This is a genomic window from Candidatus Providencia siddallii (genome assembly GCF_964026685.1).
In the GTDB taxonomy this organism is placed as follows: Bacteria; Pseudomonadota; Gammaproteobacteria; order Enterobacterales; family Enterobacteriaceae; genus Providencia_A; species Providencia_A siddallii_A.
This window is the reverse complement of record NZ_OZ034688.1, coordinates 77,582-94,493: the sequence shown is the minus strand read 5'-3', so window position 1 is coordinate 94,493 and position 16,912 is coordinate 77,582. Positions and strand designations below refer to the sequence as shown.

The following is a 16,912-nucleotide window of genomic DNA, read 5'->3' as shown; positions in this document are numbered from 1 at the left end:
TAAGTATTTATTACCACATTACTATATATTACAAATATGAAGACCATGCAGGAAATTTTACTCGCATACCATTTATCGGAATATTAGTTTTATAACGTCCATTAACTGAAACTAAATATAATTTATTTTTTTCTTGAGAAGAAGCATAAATTATCATAATACCATTTGGTGAAATACTTGGTGTTTCATCCAAAAAAGTTTTAGTTAAAAATTCAATATTATTTTTTACAAAATTATATTTCACAATATGTTGATTGATACCATTAGAATTTACCGTAACCATAAAAGTTCCATCAGGACTAATATCAGCATTTTGATTTTGCATTCCTTCCCAAGAAATACGTTCAAACACACTACTATTAATATTTATTTTATAAATTTGTGGTCTTCCTGATTTATCAGAAGTATATAACAAATTTTGATTATCTGGCATCCATTTCGGTTCGGTATTATTATTACGATCATTAGTTATTTGTCGTATTTTACCGGTTAATAAATCCATAACATATAAATTTAAACTTCCAGTTTTAGATAAAGCAAAAGCTAATTTAGTTCCATCTGAAGAAAAAGCAGGAGCACCATTATGATTAGGGAAAGAAGCTATATTACGAACATATCCAGTATGTATATTTCTAATTACAATCATTGATTTTCCGCTTTCAAAAGTTACATATGCTATGCTTTTACCATCAGGAGACCAAGTTGGAGACATCAAAGGTGCTTTTGAACGATGAATAATTAAACTATTATAACCATCGTAATCAGAAACTCGTAATTCATGTGAATATCTACTATTATTAACAACAATATAAGCGATACGAGTTCTAAATGCACCACGAATACCTGTTAGTTTTTCAAAAATTTCATCACTTATACTATGCCCTGCATAACGTAATTTTTCTTTTGTTATTTTTAAAGTATTTTGAGATAAAATAGTTACAAAATTATCTATAATATTAACTAATTGAAATTTTATAATAAAATTATTATTTGATACTAATTCAATTTGACCAACTACTATAGCATTAGCACCTAATAAACGCCACATTTTAGGAATTATTTCCGTAGAATTACTTGGTAATTGAGGCATACGATTTAATTCGATAGGATTAAATTTACCAGTATTACGTAAATCAGAACTAATAATTTTATCAATTTTTTGTATTGAAGATCCCATTCCAATACATTTAAATGGTACGATTCCAATCGGTTGCGCTGAATTAACCCCATCTGTAATTTCAATTCGAACTTCAGCAGCGAAAATTATCGAAGATATAGCAAAAAATACAAAAAGAGTTTTAGAAAAAAATCCCATTTATATCTCCTTTTAGTATATATCATCTTATAACATATTCTTATATCTTAATATACAAAATTAATTTTATTAAATTAGTATCAATATTATATCATATAAAAATATAAAATTAAGGTTTAAATATAAGAACACTACCAATTTTATTGAAAGTATTATAAACTTCTATGCTAGGTGGTCTAGGTATCACAGCAAGCTTAGCAGCTTTTATTGCTGCATTACATAATTCTTGATTATTAAATAAAGTATTTTTAGGAATTATACTAACTAATAAACCATTTGGTGCTAATTTTAATTGAAGTTCGCAAATCATATTTCTATAATTATCAGAATCATAAAATTTACTTTGAATAGCATTTTTTACTTCACTTGCATATTTATTAACTTCTGAATTTAAAATATTTATTTTTGATTCATTAATATTAGATAGTTTTTGTATATTTTTTTTATTCGTTGATAATAAAGTTAAATCGTCCAATAAATTATCAATTATTTTTGAATCTGAATCTAATTTATTTTTATTGTTATCAATTTTATTATTATTTTTATTATTATTTTTATTATTATTTTTTTCTTTTATTTTATCACTTGTTATAAACGTTTTAATATTTTTATTATTTTTTTTATTTTTTAAATTTATTTTTTGTTTATTTTGTAATTTCTCTTTTTTATTTTTTAATAAATCATTTTTTATAAACTTTTCTTTTTCAATTTTTATTTTTACTTTTTTTATTTTATTAATTTTTTGTTTATATTTAACAACTTCATTACTTTTTAATACTTGTTTTTTTTGTTTTATAAATTCATGTTTATTTTTAATACCTTGAAAATCTGTTTTAAACAATTGTTTTTCATTTAAATTAATATTTTTTTCATTCTCTTTTTTTTGAAAAACATTATTTTTTTTTTGTAAAACATTCTGATATTCTTGATTTTTTTTTGATATTTTAATAACATCATTAGAATCAATCATTATTGCATTAATTTTACTATTTTTACCATCAATAATTTTATAATCTGAAAAAAAATAATTTATAACAATTAAACAAATTAAAATAAAATGAAAAATAAAAGATAATAATAACGAATTAAATAAATATTTTTCTTTATTTCCATAATTATTTTTAAAAAAATTTTTCATGTATTTTAATCTAAAATAGGATTAGTCAGTAAACCAACAGATTTTATTCCTAAATTATGCAAGATATTTAACATTTTTATAATTTCATTATAATGTACTTCTTTATCTCCACCAATAAAAAAAAATATTTTAGAATTTTTTTCTATCTGTTCTTTTATTATTGATATAATTTTATTTTGTTGAACAGATTCAATACGAACATCATTAACAAGTATATTATAATTATCAATTCCAATTACTTCTAAAATAACCATTAAATTATCTGTTGTTATTGCTTTTGTATTTGTACTATCTGGTAAATCTACTTCTAAACTTTGTGTTAATATAGGAGATGTTACTACAAAAATTAATAATAATACTAATAAAATATCAAGCATCGGTACAATATTAATTTCAGATTTTAACTTAATTTTTCTAATATTACTAATCATCAGTTTTATTCTCATTTATTATTTATTTTAGAAAAAATACTTGACGATGTAAAATAACTAAAAATTCTTCAGTAAAATTATCATAATTTTGTTCTAATTTATTAATACATAAATTAAATTTATTAAAAGCCATAACAGCTGGTATTGCTGCAAATAAACCAATTGCAGTTGCAATTAATGCTTCTGCAATACCAGGTGCAATCATCTGTAATGTTATTTGTTTTATAGATCCAAATGCAATAAATGTATTCATAATTCCACATACAGTTCCAAATAATCCTATATAAGGACTAATTGAACCTATTGTACCTAAAAATGGTATATTTATTTCAATTGATACTAATTCACGATTCATCGAAATACGAATAACACGAGATACTCCTTTCATAACAGCATCAGAACTATAAGTATTTGCATTATACAATCGAATGAATTCTTTAAAACCAAAATAAAAAATTTTTTCAGAACCAATTAAATTATTAATATGTATTTTACTTTTTTCATATAAACTTGATAAGTCAAAATTAGAAAAAAATTTTTTTTCAAAAAATAAATTTTCTCTGAAAACATTGTTAAAAGTTCTAGTTTTTTGAATAATTATTGTCCATGATATTATAGAAAAAACAATCAAAACAAACATTACAAATTGTACAATAAAACTAGCTTTTAAAAATAAATCTATAATATTTATATTAGTCACTATTAAAAACTCCTAAAATAATATTTTTTTTAAAAAATAAAAATAAAAAAATATTTGAATTATTTATTTTCAAAATAACAAAGTACAATTTAATCAACAATTATATGAATAATGATCTAAAACAATATTTTTTATAAAAATTCTAATAACATAAATTTTATATTTTAAAATTACAAAATACAAAATTTTAATATATTTTTATATTTTTTTACAAAAAATATCATAATAATATATTTAATTAAACTTAATAATCAAAAAGCGACATTTTATTTAATATCGCTTTAATTATATTTATATTAATATTATTTTATAATAACTAAATAAATTATATAATTTCAGATAAAACTAATTTAACAGTTTTACCAATATCTGTAAGATTAAAAACTACTTTTACATTAGAAGATTTAAGAATTGAAATTTTTTCATCAGCAGTACCTTTTCCACCAGAAATAATTGCTCCAGCATGCCCCATACGCTTTTCTTTAGGAGCTGTAACTCCAGCAATATAAGCAATAACTGGTTTTGTAATATAATTTTTGATATAACAAGCAGCTTCTTCTTCTAAATTGCCACCAATTTCACCGATTATAACTATTGCTTCAGTTTTTTGATCATTTTGAAACAATTTTAAAATATCAATAAAACTAGATCCTAAAATAGGATCTCCACCTATACCAACACAAGTAGATTGACCTAAACCAACATCTGTTATTTGCTTAACAGCTTCATAAGTTAAAGTTCCTGATCTAGAAATTACACCAATACTACCAGTAGTATGAATATATCCTGGTTGTATACCAATCTTACATTCATTTGGTGTAATTATCCCAGGACAATTAGGACCTATCATACAAACGCCAGATTCATTTAACTTTGATTTTATAAGTAACATATCTAATATTGGGATACCTTCAGTAATAGTAACAATTAATTTTATACCTGAATCAATAGCTTCCAAAATAGAATCTTTACAAAACTGTGCTGGTACATAAATAACAGAAGCTGTTGCACCAGTTTCTTTTACAGCTTCATAAACAGTATTAAAAACTGGTAATCCTAAATGAATTGCACCTCCTTTTCCTGGTGTAACCCCACCAACCATTTTAGTACCATATGCTATAGCTTGCTTAGAATGAAATGTGCCTTGGCTACCTGTAAAACCTTGACAAATAACTTTAGTGTCCTTATTAATTAAAATAGACATATTTATTCCCCACAGGCTGCTACTGCTTTTTTAGCAGCATCAATTAAATTATTAGTTACAATAATATTTAAACCACTTTCTTTAATTTTTTTTAAGCCTAATTTTGCATTATTTCCGTCTAAACGAACAACAACTGGAACTGTTATATTACTTTCTTTAAGTGCATCAATTATACCTATAGAAATTAAATCACAACGAACTATACCACCAAATATATTAACAAAAATAACTTTTACATTTTTATCAGAAAGAATAATTTTAAATGCCTCAGTTACACGTTCTTTTGTGGTTCCACCGCCAACATCTAAAAAATTTGCTGGAGAACCACCATATGATTTAATAATATCCATTGTGCCCATTGCAAGACCAGCACCGTTTACCATGCAACCAATATTACCATCTAAAGCAACATAACTAAGTCCATATTTAGATGCATATATTTCACGAGAATCTCCTTGTGATTCATCATATATATTACTAAGTTCATTTTGACGATATAAGGCATTATTATCTACATCTAATTTACAATCTAAGCAAATCAAATTATCTAAATTATTTATAACTAATGGGTTAATTTCTGCTAACGTAAGATCATATTTTAAAAACAATTTCGCTAAATTTACAAAAATTTCAGAAAATTGATTAACTTGTTTATCAATTAAACCTAATTTAAATGCCAATTGTCTACCTTGAAAATGCATTGGACCAGTTAAAGGATCAATATTAATCTTATAAATTAATTCTGGTGTTTTTTTTGCAACTTTTTCAATTTCAATACCACCTTCAGTTGTCGCCATAAAAACAATACAATTTTTACTACGATCAATAATAGCTCCTAAATATAATTCTTTTTTTATATTTGTAGATGATTCAACTAAAATTTTGTTAACTAATTGTCCTTTTTCGCTTGTTTGATATGTTATTAAATACTTACCAAACCATTTTTTAGCAAACATTTTAACTTCATCTATATTACTTGTAACTTTTACACCACCAGATTTACCTCTTCCTCCGGCATGAACTTGACATTTTAATACCCATGGAGCTTTACATTTTTTTTTAGCTACATCTACAATTTCATTAATTGATGAACAAACATAACCTATTGGTGTTGGGATTCCATAACGTAATAGTAACTGTTTTGATTGATACTCATGTAAATTCATTTTTTTATGTCCATAATTATAAAAAAAACATAAATATTTTTTATTATTTTTTATATTGTCAAATTAAAAATTAAAAACTTATTTTTTTAATATCTTATATTATATTTCTAATAACATACGAGCTGGATCTTCTAACATATTTTTTATAACATTTAAAAATCCTACTGATTCACGACCATCTATCAAACAATGATCATAAGATAATGCTAAATACATCATAGGAAGTATTTCTATTTTACCATTTACAACCATTGGACGATCTTTTATGGCATGCATTCCTAAAATTGAACTTTGTGGTAAATTAATAATCGGAGTAGACATCAAAGATCCAAATATACCACCATTAGTTATAGTAAAGCTACCACCTGTCATCTCTTCTATAGTTAATTTACTATCGCGTCCTTTTAATGCCAATTTTTTAATTTCTTTTTCAAGATTTGCCATGCTAATTTTATCAGCGTCACGTAAAACAGGAGTTACTAATCCACGTGGCGTTGAAACAGCAATACTAATATCAAAATAATTATAATAAACTATATCATCTCCATCAATTGAAGCATTTATTTCCGGATAACGTTTTAACGCTTCAACTACAGCTTTTACATAAAAAGACATAAAACCTAAACGTATACCATAACGTTCTTCAAAAATTTCACCATACTTTTTACGTAATTCTTTAATCGGAGACATATTAACTTCATTAAATGTTGTCAACATAGCTGTTGTTTTTTTAGATTCTAATAAACGTTCAGCTATACGTTTACGTAATCTCGTCATAGAAACACGTTTTTCAACACGATTATTTGACTCATTTAATGAAATGTTATTATCATTATCTTTATTTTCAATAGTTTTACTAATTAAAATTTTATTAATATCTTTACGCGTTAATCTACCACCAACTCCTGTTCCTTTAATATCTTCTTTGTGTAAATTTAAATCGTGCTCTGCAATCATACGACGAACTGTTGGACTAGAAAATTTATCAGTTTTAACTTCTGTATCTATAGATACATCATTTTTTTTATCTTTAAAATTATTTTTTTGATCAGTTGGTTTAATACTACCTAAATGTTGTTTTGATAAAACTATTGTTCCTTCTTTTACATCAATTTTTAATATACCATCTATAGATGCAGGAATTTCTAATATAACTTTATCTGTTTCAATTTCAACCAAAATTTCATCACGATAAACAAAATCACCTTGTTTTTTATGCCATGTAATTACAGTAGCATCTGCAACAGATTCAGGAAGATCTGGTACAAGAATTTCTATATTATTCACTTTGTACCTCTTTAATTATTTAATATTAAGTGCTTTATCAATTAAATTTTGTTGTTCTCTTTTATGAACTGATATGCACCCAGCAGCTGTAGATGAAGAATAATCACGACCGACATAATTCAAAATAATTCCTGTCGGGATGATTTTATAAAAAATATTTTGTAGAAAAAACCATGCACCCTGGTTCATAGGTTCTTCTTGACACCAAACAAAATCTTTTATATTAATAAATTGTATTAATATTTTTTGAAAATCTTCATACGGAAATGGATATAATTGCTCTATACGAATTATAAAAACATTTTTTTGTTTATTTTTACGACGTTGCTCTAATAAATCATAATAAACTTTTCCTGAGCACATAATTAAACGTTTTACATATTTTAAATTGATATCATCTAATTCACCAATAATTGTTTTAAAAGTTCCATCAACAAATTCATTTATACTAGATACAGCTAATGGATGACGTAATAAAGATTTTGGTGATATAACAATTAATGGCTTACGTATATAATTTAATGCTTGACGACGAAGCATATGATAAACTTGAGATGGAGTAGATGGTATACAAACTTGCATGTTTTGGCAAGAACATAATTGTAAATAACGTTCTAAACGAGCGGATGAATGCTCAGGTCCTTGACCTTCATAACCATGAGGTAGTAACATTACTAAACCACACATACGCCCCCATTTTTGTTCACCAGAACTAATAAATTGATCAATAACCACCTGTGCTCCATTAGCAAAATCTCCAAATTGAGCTTCCCAAATAATTAATGAACGTGGTTCAGTTATTGCATATCCATACTCAAAAGCTAATATAGCATTTTCACTTAAAACTGAATCCCATATACTAAATATACCTTGATTATTTACAACATGTTCTAATGGGATATATATTGAACCATCTTTCTGATTATGTATAACAACATGACGATGAAAAAATGTACCACGACCAACATCTTCTCCAGATATACGAATATTAATTTTTTCATATACTAACGTAGCATATGCCAATGTTTCAGCAGCACCCCAATCAAAAAATTTTTTTCCTTCTGCCATTTCTAAACGATCTTCATATATTTTTTTTACTCTAGATTGAACATCAATCCATTTAGGAAGTGTATTAATTTTTATTGCAATCTCATATAATTTGTTTTCATTAAAATTTGATCTATAATCAAAAATATATTTTTGATTTAAATATGGAGCCCATATACAATTTTTAGAATTTATTTTTCTATGTTCTTTTACAACACAATCACCTAAATCTAATTTATCACGATATAATTTGATAAGATTAAAAATATCATTTTTAGTAAAAATAGATTTTTTTATTAAATATTCTGAGTATATCTCGCGAATAGTTGGGTGTTTTCTAATTTTTTTATACATAATAGGTTGTGTTGCATTTGGTTCATCAGCTTCATTATGACCATGTCTTCTATAACAAACAAGATCAATTATTACATCCCGTTTAAATTTATTACGAAAATCAAATGCTAATCTAGAAATAAAAATAACTGCTTCTAAATCATCTGCATTAACATGAAAAATAGGTGATCTTATCATCTTTATGATATCAGTACAATATTCAGATGAACGCGTTTCTTCTCTATTAGAAATAGTGAATCCAATTTGATTATTAATTACAATTCTTATTGTACCTCCAACTTCATAACCAGGAACCTGTGACATATTTAAAGTTTCTTGAACAATACCTTGTCCTGTTATAGCTGAATCACCATGTATAACAATAGGTAAAACGAAATTTTTACATTCATTTTCTAATCTGTCACGACGTGCTCTAACTGAGCCAATAAGTACTGGATTTATCATTTCAAGATGAGATGGGTTAAAAAGCAAAGATAAATGCATATGTGAATTATCTATTTGTAAATTACAAGAAAAACCTTGATGATATTTTACATCACCTGGAAACGAATCGGTTTCATATTTACCTTCAAATTCATTAAATAAATCAATAGGTTTTTTACCAAAAATATTAACTAAAACATTTAAACGACCACGATGTGCCATTCCTAAAACAATTTCATTTACATTTTTTTTATTTGAATATAAAATTAAATCTTTTAATAATGGGATCAATACATCACAACCTTCAATAGAAAATCTTTTTGATCCAGGAAATCTTGAATTTAAATAACGTTCAAGACCTTCAGCAGCAATTAATTCTGATAAAAAAAGACGTTTTTCGTTATCTGAAAAATATTCCGAAATATTAATAGATTCAATACGTTTTTGAATCCATTTTTTTTCGTCAGTTTTAATATGCATATATTCAATACCAATCGAACCGCAATAAATTCTTTTTAAATTCTCATGAATTTCATTAAGCTTTAACGTATCTTTATTTATTACTAATAAATCATTATAAAATGTTTTATTAAAATCATCTTTTTTAAAACCATAATATTCAAGATTTAATTCTTGAACATTTCCTCGTTCCCATAATCTTAATGGATCAATATTAGCGTTTTCATGTCCACGAAAACGAAATGCATCAATTAACTGTAATACACTATTTTGTTTGTTTAAATAGTTTGAAAAAATTTTTAATTCATTTTTAATGTCAGTATTTGTTTCTAAATTAAATTCTTTATCAACATTAAACTTTAAATTGAAATAATCTTGAAAAAATTTTTTCCAATCATCACTTACAGAATTATTATCAATTAAATATTTTTCATATAAATATTCTATATAAGATTTATTTTCAGCTGATAAAAAACTCGATTCTATCCATGTTTTCATTTTTCGCATATTTATTCCTATAAAATAAAAAAATATAATTTATTTAATTAAATTTTTTAATAACTAAATTTTAATTTTTATATAAAAATTAAAAAAAAAATAAATCATCTATGTAGTTTTTTATTTTTACAAAACTCATACACATAAAATATTTCAAAATAAAACAAAAATAAATAATTAAAAAAACAAAAATTATTATTTATTTCTTATATAATAACTAATAAAAAAATATATTTTTTTTTATTTTTTAAAAATCACAAAAACGTTTTTATAAAAATTTAAAATTTTAATTTAAAATTTTAATCTAACATTATATAAATTTATTAATAAAAACATTTATTAAACATTGTTTATATAACGTTGTTTTATACTTAATTTACAAAATTATTAAATAAAACTATTAAAAAATATTAATATATTAAATATAAAATATATATAATTGTAAATTATAAATAGTTAAAATTATAATTTTAAAAATTATATATTTATTTTAGCTTTACTAAACAATAGCATAAAATTTATTTAACTAATAAACATATTACATGCATTTATTGTTTAAGATAAATTTATAAAATATAATTTAAATTAATAATTTAAATAGATATTTATAAAATTAAATAATACCAATACACTTTTAAATAAAATATATTAATAACAATTTTTTAATATAGAGAAAATAATATTAAAAAATTTTAAAATAAATTTTATAAATATTAAAAAAATAACAATTATACAAAATTATTTTTTTAATATTATATTTTAAACATTAAAAATTCTAAAATGCATTTTTATAAATAATTTTTTTATAAAACATATAAAAATTTAAAAAAAACTACAATAAAATTGTATAATAATTAGTTATATTAAATTTAATAATTACATTTTTTTTAATTTTTTATTAAAAAACAAACCATATTTTATAATATTTTAAAACAACATAATTAACTTTTTTATAAAAAATAAAAAAATAATTTTTATAAATTTAAAAAATGAATTTTATAAAATAAATATAATTTTTTTAAAATAATTAAAAAACAATTATAAAAAAATAAATTTTTAAAAATAAAAAAATATTTAATTTTACCCGAAATATTAATATATATTAAGCTATATTATATATATCAACAAAATTAACGTCTAAACCATAATTATTTATTAACCATTTTGTCAATTCTTTTAAACCATACCTTTCTGTTGCATGATGCCCTGCAATATACATATGTATCATCATTTCTTTTGCTATATGAAAAGATTGTTCTGAAATTTCACCAGTTATAAAAGCATCCACACCAAATTCAGCTGCTTCCAATATAAAACTATGACCACTGCCTGAACACCATGCTATTTTGTATATTTCTTTTTTTACATCATTTCCACAATGTAATATTTTTCTACCAAGACGTGATTCTAATATTACAGTTAATTCAGATGGAGTTAATGGATTTCTTAAAATACCAAACTGAACAAATTGATTAATTTGCCCTTTTATTTTTATACCTAAAACATATGCCAATTGAGTATTATTACCCATCTTTTTATGAGCATCTAAAGGAAGATGATAAGCATAAAGATTAATATTATTATTTAATAATATTTTTAATCTATTTTTTTTTATTCCTTTTATAACTAGATGTTCATTTTTTCAAAAATATCCATGATGAACTATTATAGCATCTGCTTTTTTTTTTACTGAAACTTCAAGTAAATTTTTACAGGCACTTACTCCTGTAATTATTTTATTCACATCAGAACATCCTTCGACTTGAAGTCCATTTGGACAATGATCTTTAAAATCGTTAATATTAAGTTCATCATTAATAATTTTTTCTAATAAAAAGTTATTCATAATTTTATTTTAAATAATTCATTAAAATGTTTTTTTGTGAAAATAATAAAAAAATATATTAACTGTTTTTTAATTTTCTTAAAATAATTTTTAACAAAAAAATAAATAAAATATTACAAAGTTTAAAAATTAATCATTTTAATCTTTAAATTACATTAATATTTAACATAATAATCATCAAATTATATAAACAACTTATTTAAATTATTTTAAATAACAGTTTGTTTTTAACAATAACTAAATAATTTTAAATATAAAAATACTATTTTTTAAATAAAAAAATAAAATTACATTTTTAATATATAAATTTTTACAAAAATAAAATAATATAAAGATAAAATATTAAAAATTCAAAACATAATTACTACTTTTGAATATTAGTTTTATAAAACAAACTTTATATAATATTAACAAAATAACTTAAAAAAAATAAATTTTCTTATATTTAATATTCTTAAATACAAAAATAGCAATATATAATAAATTCAATAAAAATTATTCAATTAATTATTTTATAATATAGTAAAATTTTTACTGTTTAATAATACCATATTTTTAATTATCACTTGTTTATTTTTTTTAACGTAATATCACGTAAACCTATAACTTTATTAAAAACTAAATTATTTTTACTACTTAAACTATTATCTACACAAAAATATCCTTCACGTTCAAATTGAAAAACATCTTCAGATTTTGCATTATGTAAACTGAATTCAACAAAACCTTTACGTATAATTAAAGAATTATTATTTATATGCGACAAATAATCATTTTTAAATCCTGGGTTTGGAATATTAAATAAACGATCATATAAACGAATCTCAGCTGGTAAAGAATGAGATACGCTTACCCAATGAATAACACCCTTTATTTTTCTACCATCACTAGGATTTTTATTTAAAGTACTTGGATCATAACTACAATAAATCGTAATTATTTTACCGTTTATATCTTTTTCTACTTTTTCTGCTTTAATAACATAAGCATTTCGTAGACGAACTTCTTTACCTAAAACTAATCGATTATATTTACTATTAGAATTTTCACGAAAATCTGAACGATCAATATATATTTCATTACTAAATGGAATCCTACGAATATCAGAATTAATTTTATTTGGATATTTCTTAGCAATTAACATTTCTACTTTATCATTCATATTTTTAATAATTACACGAACTGGATCAATCACAGCCATTACACGAGAAGCATTTTTATTTAAATCACGACGAATACAAAATTCTAACATTTCCATTTTTACATTACTATCTTGCCTTGTAATGCCAATTCTATCGCAAAAATCACGAAGCGATGATGGTGTATAACCACGACGTCGTAACCCAGAAATAGTTAATAAACGAGGATCATCCCAACCAGTAACATATTTATTATTTACTAACTCATTTAATTTACGTTTTGATAATACTGAATATTCAATATTTAAACGTGAAAATTCATATTGACGAGGACGAGAATTTATCTTTATATTATCTAATATTCAATCATACAAACGACGATTATCTTGAAATTCTAAAGTACATAATGAATGACTAATACCTTCTAGAGCATCAGAAATGCAATGCGAAAAATCATACATTGGATAAATACACCATTTATCTCCTAATTTATGATGTTTAATAAATTTTATTCTATATAAAACCGGATCTCGCATAATAATACATGAAGATGACATATCAATTTTTGCACGCAAACATGCCTTACCTTCTTTTATTTCGCCAAATCTCATTTTTTCAAACAAAATTAAATTTTCTTCCACAGATCGATCACGATATGGACTATTTTTCCCAGAATGTTTTAATGTTCCACGATATTCAATAATTTGTTTGAAATCTAATTCGTCAACATATGCTAATTTTTTTTTAATTAATTCAACAGCATATTTATATAATATATCGAAATAATCAGATGAATATTTAATTTTTCCTTTTCATTTAAAACCAAGCCATTTAATATCTTTTTTAATTGATTTTATATATTCTATTTTTTCTTTTGCAGGATTGGTATCATCAAAACGCAAATTACATTCACCATTATAATATTTTGCTACACCAAAATTTAAACAAATTGATTTCACATGACCAAGATGTAAATGTCCATTTGGTTCAGGTGGGAATCTAGTACGTACAAAAATATTTTTTTTATTATTTAAATCATTTTCTATAATTTGATAAATAAAATTTCTTTTTTGAATATTTAAATCATTCATTTTTTAGTAAACCTTAACATAAAATTTTTAATAATTTTTAATAATAAATTATTTTACAGTTACTTTTAAAAATATAAATATCATACATATATTTTTTAATCTTCAAAAATATAATTTTACAAATTTATTTTAATAATTTAATTATATTTTTTTAAAAAAATATATATTACGTAATAACCGTTATATAAATCTTAGTGTACATTATATATGAAATTTTTCATTCTTTGAAAAACAAATATTTAATATAAAAATTAATTTTATTTATTAGAAAATTTTTATAATTTTTTAATAAAATTTATAGATAAAAATTAATTTTTATTTTATAAAACTATAAAAACATGTTGACTGAATAAAATATTATTATCATAATAAAAAACATATTTTTAGCTTATAAATAATGGCTATGTAGCTCAGATGGTTAGAGCACAACACTCATAACGTTGGGGTCACAGGTTCAAATCCCGTCATAGCCACTATTTGCGGGAGTGGCGGAATAGGCAGACGCATCAGATTTAGATTCTGGCGCCTAGAGTGTGCGAGTTCAAATCTCGCCTCCCGCATGTTTAATAAAATTAATAATTTATTCTAATGGGGTATAGCCAAGCGGTAAGGCACCAGGTTTTGATCCTGGCATCCCAGGTTCAAATCCTGGTACCCCAGTAATATATTTTAAAAAACCTAAAATCAAAAAAAACTAAAGTTATAACTAAATTTTAAATACATTTGATATATTTAAAATATTTTACTTGTAATATAACTTTATTATAATTTCTTACAAAAAAATAAATTATTACTTATTTTTTATAAATAAATCATTTTATCAAAAAACTAACATTATTTAAATATTACATAAAACATATTAAAAATAAAAATTAAAAAAATTTTAAATTTTTTTTAAAAAAATAAAATTATTAATTTTTAAATAATTAATTTAAAATAAAATATGTTTTTATAAAAATTTTGGATAAATAAAATGTTAACAAACAAAAAATTATACATTAAAACATTTGGTTGCCAAATGAATCAGTATGATTCATCTAAAATTTTTTCTTTATTAAAAAATAGTCATGGATTTGAAAAAACTGAAAATGCAGAAGAAGCTGATATTTTATTATTAAATACTTGTTCAATTCGTGAAAAATCACAAGAAAAAGTTTTTCATCAATTAGGACGTTGGAAAAAAATAAAAAAAATAAATCCAAATATTATTATTTGTGTCGGTGGTTGCGTTGCTTCACAAGAAGGAAAAATTATATATCAACGCGCTAAATATGTTGATATTATTTTTGGACCACAAACTTTGCACAGATTACCAAATATGATAAATGAAATAAATAAAAAACGAAGTTTGATAATTGATATTAGTTTCACCAAAAATGAAAAATTTAATAATTTTCCAAAACCACATGCAAAAGGACCAACAGCATTTGTAACAATTATAGAAGGATGCAATAAATATTGCTCATATTGTATTGTTCCATATACACGAGGTAAAGAAGTTAGTAGACCTTATAAAGATATACTATTTGAAATAGCACAACTTACAAAACAAGGAGTTCGTGAAATTAATCTATTAGGACAAAATGTAAATGCATATCATAGTAAAACAATAAATGGTGATAATTGTTCATTTTCAAAATTATTACGACTTATATCAAAAATAAATGAAATTGACAGAATTCGTTTCACAACAAACCATCCAATTGAATTTACTGAGGATATCATTGAAGTTTATAATTATACACACAAAATAGTTAATCATTTACACTTACCAATACAAAGTGGATCTGATAAAATTTTAAAAAAAATGAAACGAGGGTATACTGTTTTTGAATACAAAAATATAATTAACAAATTACGTAAAATTAGACCAAATATTTCAATAAGTTCAGATTTCATTATTGGTTTTCCAGGAGAAGATTATGATGATTTTAAAAAAACAATAGATATCATTTCTGATATAAACTTTGATGCAAGCTATAGTTTTATTTATTCAAAACGCCCTGGTACACCAGCATCAAAATTAAAAGATAATATAACTCAAAATGAAAAAAAACAACGACTATATTTAATACAAAAACTTATTAATCAACAAACAATGAAATACAGTAAAAATATGCTAAATTCAATACAAAAAATCTTAGTTGAAGGAGTTTCTCGTAAAAATACAAATGATTTTTTCGGAAGAACAGAAAATAATCGCATTGTAAATTTTAAAGGTTCAATAGATATGGTTGGTAATTTTATAAATGTAAAAATTATAAATATACTACCAAATTCTTTACGTGGAGAAATTTTAACATAAATTAAAAAATAAATTATTTACATAACGATTTAAAAATGAATAAAATAAATCTTAATATACAAATAATATGTAAAACAAAAAATAAATTACCTTCAAAAAATTTTTTTAAATTTTTATTAAAAACTGTTTTATCTAAATTTAAAAAAAAATGTGAAATCAACATTCGTATAGTAGATAAAAACGAATCGCGTTATCTAAATTTTAAATTTTGCGGTAAAAACAAAGCAACTAATGTACTTTCTTTTTCTTTTGAACCACTACTTAAAATAAAATCTCACATATTAGGCGATATAATAATTTGTAAACAACTTATTATACAAGAAGCAATTAAGCAAAAAAAAAATTTAAATGAACATTGAGCTCATATTATTATTCATGGCTGCTTACATTTATTAGGTTTTAATCACATAAAAATAAATGAAACTAAAAAAATGGAATATTTAGAAAAAAAATTTTTAAAAGAATTAGGATATTCAAATAAATATTAATAAAAAAATACTTTATATATT

Annotated in this window: 12 protein-coding genes and 3 tRNA genes; 5 read left to right on the top strand and 10 right to left on the bottom strand. The window is 22.7% G+C overall.

The features are described 5' to 3' along the window. Positions 1–28: 28 nt before the first annotated feature. The 10 genes from tolB to glnS form a co-directional block, all read right to left on the bottom strand. On the bottom strand, positions 29–1,315 hold the full coding sequence (gene tolB, locus AAGD61_RS00355; protein WP_341765065.1) for a Tol-Pal system beta propeller repeat protein TolB: 1,287 nt from the start codon (positions 1,313–1,315) through the stop codon (positions 29–31). 109 nt (positions 1,316–1,424) lie between these two features. Continuing rightward, positions 1,425–2,453 carry a cell envelope integrity protein TolA gene (gene tolA / locus AAGD61_RS00350; protein ID WP_341765064.1) on the bottom strand — a complete coding sequence of 343 codons (1,029 nt, stop codon included), beginning with the start codon at positions 2,451–2,453 and terminating at the stop codon, positions 1,425–1,427. Between the two features lie 5 nt (positions 2,454–2,458). After that, positions 2,459–2,884, bottom strand: a complete 426-nt coding sequence (tolR, locus tag AAGD61_RS00345) for a colicin uptake protein TolR (RefSeq protein WP_341765063.1) — start codon at positions 2,882–2,884, stop codon at positions 2,459–2,461. 22 nt (positions 2,885–2,906) lie between these two features. After that, positions 2,907–3,584, bottom strand: a complete 678-nt coding sequence (gene tolQ, locus AAGD61_RS00340) for a protein TolQ (RefSeq protein ID WP_341765062.1) — start codon at positions 3,582–3,584, stop codon at positions 2,907–2,909. 325 nt (positions 3,585–3,909) lie between these two features. Next, positions 3,910–4,788 carry a succinate--CoA ligase subunit alpha gene (gene sucD, locus AAGD61_RS00335; protein ID WP_341765061.1) on the bottom strand — a complete coding sequence of 293 codons (879 nt, stop codon included), beginning with the start codon at positions 4,786–4,788 and terminating at the stop codon, positions 3,910–3,912. Between the two features lie 2 nt (positions 4,789–4,790). Next, positions 4,791–5,954 carry an ADP-forming succinate--CoA ligase subunit beta gene (gene sucC / locus AAGD61_RS00330; RefSeq protein WP_341765060.1) on the bottom strand — a complete coding sequence of 388 codons (1,164 nt, stop codon included), beginning with the start codon at positions 5,952–5,954 and terminating at the stop codon, positions 4,791–4,793. 99 nt (positions 5,955–6,053) lie between these two features. Next, positions 6,054–7,241: a dihydrolipoyllysine-residue succinyltransferase gene (gene sucB / locus AAGD61_RS00325; protein WP_341765059.1), complete on the bottom strand. Its 1,188-nt coding sequence runs from the start codon at positions 7,239–7,241 to the stop codon at positions 6,054–6,056. A gap of 15 nt (positions 7,242–7,256) precedes the next feature. Beyond that, positions 7,257–10,022 (bottom strand): 2-oxoglutarate dehydrogenase E1 component, encoded by a 2,766-nt coding sequence (locus AAGD61_RS00320; RefSeq protein WP_341765058.1) that lies wholly within the window; start codon positions 10,020–10,022, stop codon positions 7,257–7,259. A gap of 1,102 nt (positions 10,023–11,124) precedes the next feature. Then, entirely contained in the window at positions 11,125–11,868 is a 744-nt protein-coding gene (locus AAGD61_RS00315) for a Nif3-like dinuclear metal center hexameric protein (protein WP_341765057.1), read from the bottom strand. Between the two features lie 559 nt (positions 11,869–12,427). Next, the gene (gene glnS / locus AAGD61_RS00310) at positions 12,428–14,098 is read right to left on the bottom strand and encodes a glutamine--tRNA ligase (RefSeq protein ID WP_341765056.1); all 1,671 of its coding nucleotides are present in this window, start codon (positions 14,096–14,098) and stop codon (positions 12,428–12,430) included. A 399-nt stretch (positions 14,099–14,497) separates the two neighbouring features. On the opposite strand from glnS, the gene AAGD61_RS00305 reads away from it, so the two are divergent. The 5 genes from AAGD61_RS00305 to ybeY all read left to right on the top strand — a co-directional run bounded on the left by AAGD61_RS00305 (position 14,498) and on the right by ybeY (position 16,891). Further along, positions 14,498–14,571 (top strand) — tRNA-Met (locus AAGD61_RS00305). A gap of 6 nt (positions 14,572–14,577) precedes the next feature. Further along, a tRNA-Leu gene (locus tag AAGD61_RS00300) sits at positions 14,578–14,658 on the top strand. A 29-nt stretch (positions 14,659–14,687) separates the two neighbouring features. After that, positions 14,688–14,758 (top strand) — tRNA-Gln (locus AAGD61_RS00295). Positions 14,759–15,071: 313 nt separating this feature from the next. Then, positions 15,072–16,403 (top strand): tRNA (N6-isopentenyl adenosine(37)-C2)-methylthiotransferase MiaB, encoded by a 1,332-nt coding sequence (miaB, locus tag AAGD61_RS00290; protein ID WP_341765055.1) that lies wholly within the window; start codon positions 15,072–15,074, stop codon positions 16,401–16,403. Between the two features lie 35 nt (positions 16,404–16,438). Continuing rightward, on the top strand, positions 16,439–16,891 hold the full coding sequence (ybeY, locus tag AAGD61_RS00285) for an rRNA maturation RNase YbeY (protein WP_341765054.1): 453 nt from the start codon (positions 16,439–16,441) through the stop codon (positions 16,889–16,891). Positions 16,892–16,912: the final 21 nt, after the last annotated feature.